Source organism: Vibrio gazogenes, from assembly GCF_023920225.1.
GTDB classification, from domain to species: domain Bacteria; phylum Pseudomonadota; class Gammaproteobacteria; order Enterobacterales; family Vibrionaceae; genus Vibrio; species Vibrio gazogenes.
This window is the reverse complement of the sequence record NZ_CP092587.1, coordinates 3,472,330-3,484,367: the sequence shown is the minus strand read 5'-3', so window position 1 is coordinate 3,484,367 and position 12,038 is coordinate 3,472,330. Positions and strand designations below refer to the sequence as shown.

The window sequence follows — 12,038 nt, the reverse complement described above, 5'->3', positions numbered from 1 at the left end:
GCAGCACTTTTCTTTATGGTCGTGCTAGACTGTGGCAATTCTCTGATTTGATGTGATTCTGAATATTGAATGAATGATCAGCCTTATGCAGTTCCGGCAATTCCGGTCCGTTATGACGAAGAGATCAAGAAAAGTCTGTTTATGACTTTTCTTCAGCATACGCCGGGGATTGAATCATCCAAGAGCTTTATTGAGCAGATTAAACATCAGTACCCTGATGCCAGACATCATTGTTGGGCTTTTGTCGCCGGACGACCGGAGGATTCAATGAAATGGGGATTTAGTGATGATGGCGAACCATCCGGAACGGCAGGGAAGCCGATTTTAGCGCAGTTGTCGGGGGCACACGTCGGAGAAATTACCGCGGTAGTGGTTCGCTACTATGGTGGTGTTAAGCTGGGAACCGGTGGTCTAGTTAAAGCTTATGGTGGCGGTGTTCAGCAAGCGCTTAAGCAACTTCAAACTATCGAAAAAAAAATCACCAAGAGATTAAACTTGGCGCTAGACTATGGGTTGATTCCTTTGGCTCAATCCGTTATTCAGCAATTTGGTGCTCAGGCGCTAGAAGCACAGTACCTTCAGCGGGTTGTTATCACGATTGAGATTGAAATTCGATATATTGATGAGTTTATACAAGTGATAACCAATAAAAGTAGTGCAAGAGTTCTCGTAAGTTCAGATGATGAACTAATCAACTAAGGTTAGAATCAGCCATACCATCATGCAATTTCGTTCTATTATCCGTATCGTCGGATTACTCCTTGCCTTATTCAGTGTTTCTATGCTGGCGCCTGCGCTGGTGGCTTTGATCTATCGTGATGGTGCCGGCGTTTCGTTTGTGACGACTTTTTTCGTTTTGCTCCTTTGCGGTGCTGTTATCTGGTTTCCGAATCGTAATCATAAACATGAATTGAAATCTCGTGATGGTTTTTTGATTGTCGTTTTATTCTGGACCGTAATTGGGAGTGCCGGGGCGATTCCATTTTTTATTTCGGATAATCCGAATATTTCTTTGACGGATTCTTTTTTTGAATCTTTTTCAGCTCTGACAACCACCGGAGCGACCGTTATCGTCGGCTTAGATGAGCTTCCTAAAGCCATTTTGTTCTATCGGCAGTTTCTACAGTGGTTCGGTGGGATGGGGATTATTGTCCTAGCCGTTGCGATTCTTCCTGTTCTTGGGATCGGTGGGATGCAGCTCTATCGGGCTGAAATCCCCGGTCCTGTGAAAGATACCAAAGTCACGCCACGAATTGCAGAAACCGCGAAAGCGCTTTGGTATATCTATCTAGGAATCACGCTCATCTGTGCTTTTCTGTATTGGCTTGCGGGGATGACTTTCTTTGATGCGATATGCCATAGTTTCTCTACGATTGCGATCGGTGGGTTTTCTACGCATGATGCCAGTATGGGGTATTTCAATAGTCAGGCCATTAACCTGATAACGGTTGTTTTCCTGCTGATCTCTTCTTGTAATTTTACGTTACATTATGCGGCCTTTGCTTCCGGCGGTATCCATCCCAAGCTTTACTGGAAAGATTATGAATTCAGAACGTTTTTGTTTATTCAGGCGATCCTGTTTGTCACTTGTTTTTCTGTTTTACTGCTTCATCAGCAATCCGGTTCAGTCGCTGAAGTGTTTGATAAAGCACTATTTCAGAGTGTCTCCGTTTCAACCACGGCCGGATTCACGACCACGGGGTTTTCTGACTGGCCACTTTTTTTACCGGTATTGTTGCTCTTCTCTTCATTTATTGGCGGGTGTGCCGGGTCTACGGGCGGTGGATTGAAAGTGATTCGGATTCTGCTATTGACCTTGCAAGGTGGGCGAGAGATGAAACGTCTTGTTCATCCTCGGGCCATTTATCCAATTAAGCTCGGAGATAAAGCTTTGTCTCCACGAGTTATTGATGCCGTATGGGGGTTCTTTTCCACCTATACGCTGGTTTTCGTTTTATGTATGTTGGCTTTAATCGCGACAGGGATGGAAGAGTTAAGTGCATTTTCGGCTGTTGCAGCGACACTCAATAACCTTGGTCCGGGGCTGGGAGAAGTTGCTGTCCACTTTGGTGATATTAATGATAAAGCAAAGTGGATTCTGATTATTTCGATGTTATTTGGGCGATTAGAAATCTTTACATTGCTTGTTCTATTCACTCCTGCATTTTGGCGTAATTAAGAGGAATACTTGTGAAGAAAGTTCTCTGTCTGTATTCAACCCGAGAAGGACAGACCAAAAAAATTGTTGAACATATTATCGCGCAGCTTGAAAACTATCAGTGTGAGTATGTTGATTTACATCTGAACCCAAAACTCAATTTGGCGCTTTACGATAAAGTATTAGTCGGTGCTTCGATTCGCTATGGTCGATTGAACAAAGCACTTTATCAATTTATCGATCAACATCATCAACAGTTAGATGAATCAGAAGCTGCTTTTATTTGTGTCAACTTGACCGCGCGAAAAGAAGAACAGAAAAAAGATACACCGGAAGGGAGTGCTTACATTCAGACTTTTTTACGTAAATCTCTCTGGCAACCTCAAATGATCGGTGTTTTTGCGGGGGCATTACGTTATCCAAGATATCGTTTTTTTGATCGGTTCATGATTCGATTCATTATGAAGATGACTGGTGGTGAAACCGATACATCAAAAGAAGTCGAATATACAAACTGGAATAAAGTTGAAATTTTTGCACAAGCATTTAAAAATTTGTAGATAAAACAAGCTGATTGAATGAAATATACCCACAAACAGGTGTGTTCATCGTTGTTTTAAAAAAACTTGCAAAAAAGGCTTGCCAATCGAAAGGCGATGCCTATAATGCCCCTCGCTGACACGGGATAGCGGAGAGAAATCCCCATCTGTGTCAGCCCGGTCTTCACCGAAAAATAAATCTGAAAAAAGTGTTTGACACCAAGATTTATCTCGTTAGAATGGCCGCCTCTTCGAACGGAGAACGTTTTGAAGAATCGCTCTTTAACAATATAGACCAATCAATCTGTGTGGGCACTCGTCGATAAATATCCAATAAGATTTTATCAATGAATCGAGTGACCAATATCAAGTTGGAAAGCAGTTTACTGTTATCTGACAAGAGCACAGTCAATTCAACATTACTTATGTAATGTCACTTTTTGCTTCTGTTTTTTTAAAAGCGGAGACGAAAAGCAGTATTCATTGAGCCGACACTTCGGTGTCACAAAAACTTTAATTGAAGAGTTTGATCATGGCTCAGATTGAACGCTGGCGGCAGGCCTAACACATGCAAGTTGAGCGGTAACAGAAAGAAGCTTGCTTCTTTGCTGACGAGCGGCGGACGGGTGAGTAAAGCCTGGGAAATTGCCCTGATGTGGGGGATAACCATTGGAAACGATGGCTAATACCGCATAACGTCTACGGACCAAAGAGGGGGACCTTCGGGCCTCTCGCGTCGGGATATGCCCAGGTGGGATTAGCTAGTTGGTGAGGTAAAGGCTCACCAAGGCGACGATCTCTAGCTGGTCTGAGAGGATGATCAGCCACACTGGAACTGAGACACGGTCCAGACTCCTACGGGAGGCAGCAGTGGGGAATATTGCACAATGGGCGCAAGCCTGATGCAGCCATGCCGCGTGTATGAAGAAGGCCTTCGGGTTGTAAAGTACTTTCAGCAGTGAGGAAGGATATAGCTTTAATAGAGTTATATTTTGACGTTAGCTGCAGAAGAAGCACCGGCTAACTCCGTGCCAGCAGCCGCGGTAATACGGAGGGTGCGAGCGTTAATCGGAATTACTGGGCGTAAAGCGCATGCAGGTGGTTTTTTAAGTCAGATGTGAAAGCCCGGGGCTTAACCCCGGAGTTGCATTTGAAACTGGGAGGCTAGAGTACTGTAGAGGGGGGTAGAATTTCAGGTGTAGCGGTGAAATGCGTAGAGATCTGAAGGAATACCGGTGGCGAAGGCGGCCCCCTGGACAGATACTGACACTCAGATGCGAAAGCGTGGGGAGCAAACAGGATTAGATACCCTGGTAGTCCACGCCGTAAACGATGTCTACTTGGAGGTTGTGGCCTTGAGCCGTGGCTTTCGGAGCTAACGCGTTAAGTAGACCGCCTGGGGAGTACGGTCGCAAGATTAAAACTCAAATGAATTGACGGGGGCCCGCACAAGCGGTGGAGCATGTGGTTTAATTCGATGCAACGCGAAGAACCTTACCTACTCTTGACATCCTCAGAAGAGACTGGAGACAGTCTTGTGCCTTCGGGAACTGAGAGACAGGTGCTGCATGGCTGTCGTCAGCTCGTGTTGTGAAATGTTGGGTTAAGTCCCGCAACGAGCGCAACCCTTATCCTTGATTGCCAGCACTTCGGGTGGGAACTTCAGGGAGACTGCCGGTGATAAACCGGAGGAAGGTGGGGACGACGTCAAGTCATCATGGCCCTTACGAGTAGGGCTACACACGTGCTACAATGGCGTATACAGAGGGTTGCCAACTTGCGAAAGTGAGCGAATCCCAAAAAGTACGTCGTAGTCCGGATTGGAGTCTGCAACTCGACTCCATGAAGTCGGAATCGCTAGTAATCGTGGATCAGAATGCCACGGTGAATACGTTCCCGGGCCTTGTACACACCGCCCGTCACACCATGGGAGTGGGCTGCAAAAGAAGCAGGTAGTTTAACCTTCGGGAGGACGCTTGCCACTTTGTGGTTCATGACTGGGGTGAAGTCGTAACAAGGTAGCGCTAGGGGAACCTGGCGCTGGATCACCTCCTTACGAAAAGATATTTGAGATGAGTGTCCACACAGATTGATTTGGTTTATGTAGAGTGCATTGCAATATGATTTTTCTTAGTTCGAGGAAGGCAATTGACGAAGGAAGGCGTTTACTGTTGTAAACAACTGACTGAGGATAAGCCGTCTGACACGGAAATAAGAGAAAGCATGAAGCAAGAAATTGTCCCGTTCGTCTAGAGGCCTAGGACACCGCCCTTTCACGGCGGTAACAGGGGTTCGACTCCCCTACGGGATACCACTTCCCTAGTGAAGTCTGGGTCGTTAGCTCAGCTGGTAGAGCAGTTGGCTTTTAACCAATTGGTCACAGGTTCGAATCCTGTACGACCCACCATTTTCCTTCTGTTTGGGGAAACGCCTGAAAGTGGGCGATTAGCTCAGTTGGGAGAGCACCTGCCTTACAAGCAGGGGGTCACTGGTTCGAACCCGGTATCGCCCACCACTTTCTAACTATTTTTGGCTCGACGACTCAAACCAGCGGTTTTAACCGATGTGGTTCGATTTTGTGGCGCTGAAAGTCATTAGAAAGTGTTGCTTGAAGTAACAAGTATTGCACTTTGCTCTTTAACAATTTGGAAAGCTGACAAAATAATGTGTGTTTCTTTGGAAACAGACGATTATTTGTAAAAGTTCTCAATACTTTCTCGAAAGAGAAAGACCAACACAATCAAGTGTTCTTGGAATGACACAATTTAGTGTCTATTCAATTGAGTCCGGCAAAACCAGTCTCTCGCTCATGTAAAATAATGAGAGACACCTAGGTTACTGATAATGCAGCTCGAAACTTCTTCGGGTTGTATGGTTAAGTGACTAAGCGTACACGGTGGATGCCTTGGCAGTCAGAGGCGATGAAGGACGTACTAACTTGCGATAAGCGTAGATGAGGCAGTAAGAGCCACTTGAATCTACGATTTCCGAATGGGGAAACCCACATGCAGCAGCATGTATCATCAGGTGAATACATAGCCTGATGAGGCGAACCGGGAGAACTGAAACATCTAAGTACCCCGAGGAAAAGAAATCAACCGAGATTCCGACAGTAGCGGCGAGCGAAATCGGAGTAGCCCTTAAGCTTTTACAGCGTTAGGTGAAGTGTCTGGAAAGGCACGCGATAGAGGGTGATAGCCCCGTAACCGACGGCGTTGTTTAAGTGAAAACGAGTAAGGCGGGACACGTGATATCCTGTCTGAAGATGGGGGGACCATCCTCCAAGGCTAAATACTCCTGACTGACCGATAGTGAACCAGTACCGTGAGGGAAAGGCGAAAAGAACCCCTGTGAGGGGAGTGAAATAGAACCTGAAACCGTGTACGTACAAGCAGTAGGAGCACCTTCGTGGTGTGACTGCGTACCTTTTGTATAATGGGTCAGCGACTTATATTCAGTGGCAAGGTTAACCGATTAGGGGAGCCGTAGCGAAAGCGAGTGTTAACTGCGCGTTTAGTCTCTGGATATAGACCCGAAACCGAGTGATCTAGCCATGGGCAGGTTGAAGGTTGAGTAACATCAACTGGAGGACCGAACCGACTAATGTTGAAAAATTAGCGGATGACTTGTGGCTAGGGGTGAAAGGCCAATCAAACTCGGAGATAGCTGGTTCTCCCCGAAAGCTATTTAGGTAGCGCCTCGGACGAATACTACTGGGGGTAGAGCACTGTTAAGGCTAGGGGGTCATCCCGACTTACCAACCCTTTGCAAACTCCGAATACCAGTAAGTACTATCCGGGAGACACACGGCGGGTGCTAACGTCCGTCGTGGAGAGGGAAACAACCCAGACCGCCAGCTAAGGTCCCAAATTACAGCTAAGTGGGAAACGATGTGGGAAGGCTCAGACAGCTAGGATGTTGGCTTAGAAGCAGCCATCATTTAAAGAAAGCGTAATAGCTCACTAGTCGAGTCGGCCTGCGCGGAAGATGTAACGGGGCTAAGCTGTAAACCGAAGCTGCGGCAATGCGATTTATCGCATTGGGTAGGGGAGCGTTCTGTAAGCCGTTGAAGGTGTGTTGTAAAGCATGCTGGAGGTATCAGAAGTGCGAATGCTGACATGAGTAACGACAAGGGGGGTGAAAAACCTCCCCGCCGGAAGACCAAGGGTTCCTGTCCAACGTTAATCGGGGCAGGGTAAGTCGACCCCTAAGGCGAGGCTGAAAAGCGTAGTCGATGGGAAACGGGTTAATATTCCCGTACTTGTTGTGAATGCGATGGGGGGACGGAGAAGGCTAGGTGGGCCTGGCGACGGTCGTCCAGGTTCAAGTGCGTAGGCTGTAGAGTTAGGCAAATCCGGCTCTACAATAGGCTGAGACACGATGTCGAGCATCTACGGATGTGAAGTCATTGATGCCATGCTTCCGGGAAAAGCCTCTAAGCTTCAGTTCACAAGAAATCGTACCCCAAACCGACACAGGTGGTCGGGTAGAGAATACCAAGGCGCTTGAGAGAACTCGGGTGAAGGAACTAGGCAAAATGGTACCGTAACTTCGGGAGAAGGTACGCTCTTGACGGTGAAGTCCCTTGCGGATGGAGCTGATGAGAGTCGCAGATACCAGGTGGCTGCAACTGTTTATTAAAAACACAGCACTGTGCAAAATCGTAAGATGACGTATACGGTGTGACGCCTGCCCGGTGCCGGAAGGTTAATTGATGGGGTTAGACTACGGTCGAAGCTCTTGATCGAAGCCCCGGTAAACGGCGGCCGTAACTATAACGGTCCTAAGGTAGCGAAATTCCTTGTCGGGTAAGTTCCGACCTGCACGAATGGCGTAATGATGGCCACGCTGTCTCCACCCGAGACTCAGTGAAATTGAAATCGCTGTGAAGATGCAGTGTACCCGCGGCTAGACGGAAAGACCCCGTGAACCTTTACTACAGCTTGGCACTGAACATTGAGCCTACATGTGTAGGATAGGTGGGAGGCTTTGAAGCAGTCACGCTAGTGATTGTGGAGCCGACCTTGAAATACCACCCTTGTATGTTTGATGTTCTAACTTGGCCCCATTATCTGGGGTGAGGACAGTGCCTGGTGGGTAGTTTGACTGGGGCGGTCTCCTCCCAAAGAGTAACGGAGGAGCACGAAGGTGGGCTAATCACGGTTGGACATCGTGAGGTTAGTGCAATGGCATAAGCCCGCTTAACTGCGAGAGTGACGGCTCGAGCAGGTGCGAAAGCAGGTCATAGTGATCCGGTGGTTCTGAATGGAAGGGCCATCGCTCAACGGATAAAAGGTACTCCGGGGATAACAGGCTGATACCGCCCAAGAGTTCATATCGACGGCGGTGTTTGGCACCTCGATGTCGGCTCATCACATCCTGGGGCTGAAGTCGGTCCCAAGGGTATGGCTGTTCGCCATTTAAAGTGGTACGCGAGCTGGGTTTAGAACGTCGTGAGACAGTTCGGTCCCTATCTGCCGTGGGCGTTGGAGAATTGAAAGGGGCTGCTCCTAGTACGAGAGGACCGGAGTGGACGAACCTCTGGTGTTCGGGTTGTGATGCCAATCGCATTGCCCGGTAGCTAAGTTCGGAATCGATAACCGCTGAAAGCATCTAAGCGGGAAGCGAGCCTTGAGATGAGTTCTCCCTGGCGCTTAAAGCGTCCTGAAGGGTTGTTCGAGACTAGAACGTTGATAGGCAGGGTGTGTAAGCGCTGTGAGGCGTTGAGCTAACCTGTACTAATTGCCCGTGAGACTTAACCATACAACACCGAAGGGGTTTTAGGGCTCAGTAAGAGACTTGATTGTGTAGAGAGAATCAGCTTTTCGAATTGAAAGAATTTGCTTGGCGACGATAGCGTTTTGGACCCACCTGACTCCATGCCGAACTCAGTCGTGAAACGAAACAGCGCCGATGGTAGTGTGGGGTCTCCCCATGTGAGAGTAGGACATCGCCAGGCTTTAATTTATCGTTTGTCTACTGAAGCTTGATGCTTTTGATAGCTGCGATGCTCATGTGCACTTGCACACTGCGCGTCTCACTTCAAAATCCTCAGCGCACAGCGACAAGCGTCTCAATAAAGCAATGAGATTGTAAGACTTTATTGAGAGGCAGTTATTTGTGGAGCGGTAGTTCAGTTGGTTAGAATACCGGCCTGTCACGCCGGGGGTCGCGGGTTCGAGTCCCGTCCGCTCCGCCACTTATTTGAAACCTTGGTAGTGATACCAAGGTTTTTTTGTATTTGGCGTAAAGACCGATTCCTATTGTTTCATCGATAGTCCGAGTAGTGCGGTCGTTCAGTGGGTTAGCCTTCTTTTTAAAAACAGTGGCCTGTCACGCTGCCGTGAGGCAATCGCGGGTTCGAGTCCTGTCCGCTTATCCGTAAAGAGAAGGCCACTTATACCAATCGCACTAATTAATTGGTCAACATGGTCCAATCTCTAAAGCAGAGTGAAATGACCCTGCTTTTGTCTGCACAAAAACGATTCCAAGCACTACACAGCTTGTCGACAATATCGTCATAACATTCAAAACACCTATTGGCTATTTCGTTCTGACGTAACCAACTCCATACCTGCTCTATTGGATTCAGTTCCGGTGAATAGGACGGTATATGAATGATAGTCACGTTCTTGAATGAATCGGCAAGATAACTTTGATGCCAACTGGCTTGATCCATGATGACGACAGCATGTTTGTCCGTGGGTGTTGATTGAGAAATGAGCCTGAGTTGCTCTTTCATTGCTTCCATGTTGCTCATCGGCACAACAATAGCTTCAGTTTCTCCGGTATTAACGCACACCGCTCCAAAGAGGTACGCATACTCAAATTGCTGTTGTTGTACCGCTCTGGGGCGAGTCCCTTTTTCTGCCCATATTCGGGTGGTTGTGTTGCGCTGGCCAAATCTGGCTTCATCTTGAAACCAGATTTGAACATCTTTTAAAGCCACATGTCCTGGGATCTTAAGGATCGTTTCGATTTGGAATTTTTTTAAAAGCTTCTTGCGCTTCTACAGATTGCTTTGGGTGCTTTGAACGCGTTGTTATCCAAACTAAATCAAGCTTTCTCAATATTTTATAGATACCTGATAAGCTGTACGATAGGCCAAATTCCTCATGTATGAATTCAATAATATCTGTTCCCTGTAGTCTTCCACCTTCAGGCTTAATCGCATTGGAAGTTATGTACAGCTTTAACTGAGATAGCTGGTCTTCAGTCAGTCGTGGAGGACGGCCTGTATGCTGCTTTTCTACTAAGCCTTCAACACCGTTCTTCAAATAAGTCACCACCCAGTTATTGACACTGGTACGACTGACTTTTAAATATTTGGCGATCTGAGTGCGGCTTTTTCCATCCACGAAATGAGATATAGCAAGAAGTCTCGTACGCATCCTAGCATCAGATGTTTCACGAATAAGTTTTGGGAAGTCAGAGGTCATCATATCAGCTCCTATTGAAGTTGACATTAGATCATAAAATTAGTGCGATTGGTATTATTTGAAACCCTGATAGCCATGTCAGGTTTTTTTTGTTTGATGTAAAGACCCATTCCTATTGTTTTCCCAACGACTGAGTGACGAGTTTTGGTCGGTTGGTTTTCAAGATCATATTGTGATGCCCCAATATTGAGCCTCAGTCGGAAGACTGGGGCTTTTTACGTTGAGAAAGAAGAGTTTAATCGTTCTAGTTGACGATTAAAAAGGTAGCTGGTTTGCGTTAAAGGGCCGTTATTATTGCGGGTGTGAACAAGGTCTCAATAACAATAATGATATAAAAACAATCGTTTTAGTAAGAATAGCTATATCGATGGACATATTAGCTGATTTATATAATTTGCATATTATGCAACTGATGGTATTCATTGTTCAGATAATAATTCAGGTCGAAATTACGAAGATACCTGATTTTTATTTCTATCTGAACGAGGTCTATTACTATGTATAAGTTCAAACTCTCAGTTCTTGAGAAAGTTGGATTTGGCTCAGGAGATATGGCTGTTAATGTGGTGATATCATCAATGATGCTTATCATCACATTTTTTTATACCGATATCTTTGGCATAAAAGCCAGTGATCTGGCGATGTTATTCATTGTCGTTCGTTTGATTGATGCTGTGACTGACCCAATCATGGGGATGATTACAGATAAAGTGAATACCCGTTGGGGGCGCTATCGCCCTTATATGCTGTTTTTATCGATTCCCTTTGGTATTTCGGTGTTCTTAACCTTTAGTACGCCAGATTTGGATTACAACGGAAAATTAGCATATGCCTATGCGACCTATATTTTTGTGACGGTGATGTTTACCGCCGTCACGATTCCATATATTTCTTTAATTAGTGTGCTTACCGATGATCCGAAAGAAAAACTATCGGCTAACGGATATCGGCTATTCTTTGCCAAGATTGCTGCATTTCTGGTGACCATTATCGTTCCCTTACTCTCTGAAAAGTGGGGTAGTGAAAATATTCAATTGGGTTATCAGTATGCTATGGGATTGATGGCTTTGATGGGGACACTACTGTTCTTATTTTGCTACTTTACGACCACAGAACGTATCGACTATGTCATAGAAAGCAAACCATTTACCCAACAACTGAAATCCCTTATCAGCAATGATCAGTGGGTCATCTTATGTATGGTTTGTGTCACCGGTACGGTCGGCTACACCGTACGAGGCTCTGTTGCCGCGTATTATGCCAAATATTATTTAGGGGGGGATGCCGTGACGATATCGGCATTCCTCGCGACAGGGGTTGTCGCTGCGATTCTGGCGATGGTGGCATCCACTTGGATAACCAAATATTACTGTAAGGTTAAACTATTCCGCTACAGTCAGATCGCTGTGATGATCTTGAGTGCTATTCTCTATTTTTCTGTCGGGCCATCTGACTTTGCTCTCGCTTTTATTCTCTATTTTCTGCTGTCCTTTATTGTTGATTTGCACGCTCCGATATTCTGGTCTGCAATTGCAGAAGCCGTCGATTATGGTGAATTTAAATTAGGTCAGCGAGTCTCTGGCTTATCGTTTGGCGGTATTTCATTCTGTCAAAAATTTGGAATGGGGATTGCCGGTGCGATTGTCGGGTGGTTACTGACCTTTTTTGATTATGCGCCAAATCAGGCACAGTCCAGTTTTACACTCACAGGGATTGCTTTAATGCTCACCCTGATTCCCGGTATATTCCATCTGCTCATGGGGCTTTTGATGTTCAGATATAAAGTGACAGACAGCTATTATAACGAAATGATTCATCAGGGAAGCACCAGTCAAGATATGAGTGATGGTATCGATGATATAAATAATAAGACACCGTTATCTGTCCCAGTAAAATGAGGTT

The 12,038-nt window shown here is 46.2% G+C and carries 5 protein-coding genes, 4 tRNA genes and 3 rRNA genes; 11 read left to right on the top strand and 1 reads right to left on the bottom strand.

Translation table 11 applies throughout. The annotated features are described in order from the left end of the window. The first annotated feature begins 69 nt into the window (after window positions 1–69). The 10 genes from MKS89_RS15490 to MKS89_RS15445 all read left to right on the top strand — a co-directional run bounded on the left by MKS89_RS15490 (window position 70) and on the right by MKS89_RS15445 (window position 8,896). Entirely contained in the window at window positions 70–699 is a 630-nt protein-coding gene (locus MKS89_RS15490) for a YigZ family protein (protein WP_072963142.1), read from the top strand. A 22-nt stretch (window positions 700–721) separates the two neighbouring features. Next, the gene (locus MKS89_RS15485) at window positions 722–2,179 is read left to right on the top strand and encodes a TrkH family potassium uptake protein (protein ID WP_072963145.1); all 1,458 of its coding nucleotides are present in this window, start codon (window positions 722–724) and stop codon (window positions 2,177–2,179) included. Between the two features lie 11 nt (window positions 2,180–2,190). Continuing rightward, on the top strand, window positions 2,191–2,718 hold the full coding sequence (gene hemG, locus MKS89_RS15480; RefSeq protein WP_072963147.1) for a menaquinone-dependent protoporphyrinogen IX dehydrogenase: 528 nt from the start codon (window positions 2,191–2,193) through the stop codon (window positions 2,716–2,718). A gap of 493 nt (window positions 2,719–3,211) precedes the next feature. Continuing rightward, window positions 3,212–4,753: ribosomal RNA gene (locus MKS89_RS15475) — 16S ribosomal RNA — on the top strand. A 182-nt stretch (window positions 4,754–4,935) separates the two neighbouring features. Continuing rightward, window positions 4,936–5,011, top strand: a tRNA-Glu gene (locus tag MKS89_RS15470). Between the two features lie 17 nt (window positions 5,012–5,028). Next, window positions 5,029–5,104, top strand: a tRNA-Lys gene (locus MKS89_RS15465). A 32-nt stretch (window positions 5,105–5,136) separates the two neighbouring features. Next, window positions 5,137–5,212: transfer RNA gene (locus MKS89_RS15460), tRNA-Val, on the top strand. Between the two features lie 358 nt (window positions 5,213–5,570). Next, window positions 5,571–8,460 (top strand): 23S ribosomal RNA (locus tag MKS89_RS15455). Between the two features lie 80 nt (window positions 8,461–8,540). Further along, window positions 8,541–8,656 (top strand): 5S ribosomal RNA (gene rrf / locus MKS89_RS15450). Together the 16S, 23S and 5S rRNA genes with 4 tRNA genes alongside form the textbook arrangement of a ribosomal RNA operon. A 163-nt stretch (window positions 8,657–8,819) precedes the next feature. After that, window positions 8,820–8,896 (top strand) — tRNA-Asp (locus tag MKS89_RS15445). A gap of 216 nt (window positions 8,897–9,112) precedes the next feature. On the opposite strand, the gene MKS89_RS15440 is transcribed toward MKS89_RS15445, so the two are convergent. Continuing rightward, window positions 9,113–10,139, bottom strand: a protein-coding gene (locus MKS89_RS15440; protein ID WP_252518332.1) for an IS630 family transposase whose coding sequence is annotated in 2 segments (ribosomal slippage) — window positions 9,113–9,688 and window positions 9,690–10,139 — 1,026 coding nt in all. Because the reading frame shifts where the segments join, the coding sequence is not laid out codon by codon here. A 494-nt stretch (window positions 10,140–10,633) separates the two neighbouring features. On the opposite strand from MKS89_RS15440, the gene MKS89_RS15435 reads away from it, so the two are divergent. After that, window positions 10,634–12,034, top strand: a complete 1,401-nt coding sequence (locus MKS89_RS15435) for an MFS transporter (protein WP_072959241.1) — start codon at window positions 10,634–10,636, stop codon at window positions 12,032–12,034. Window positions 12,035–12,038: the final 4 nt, after the last annotated feature.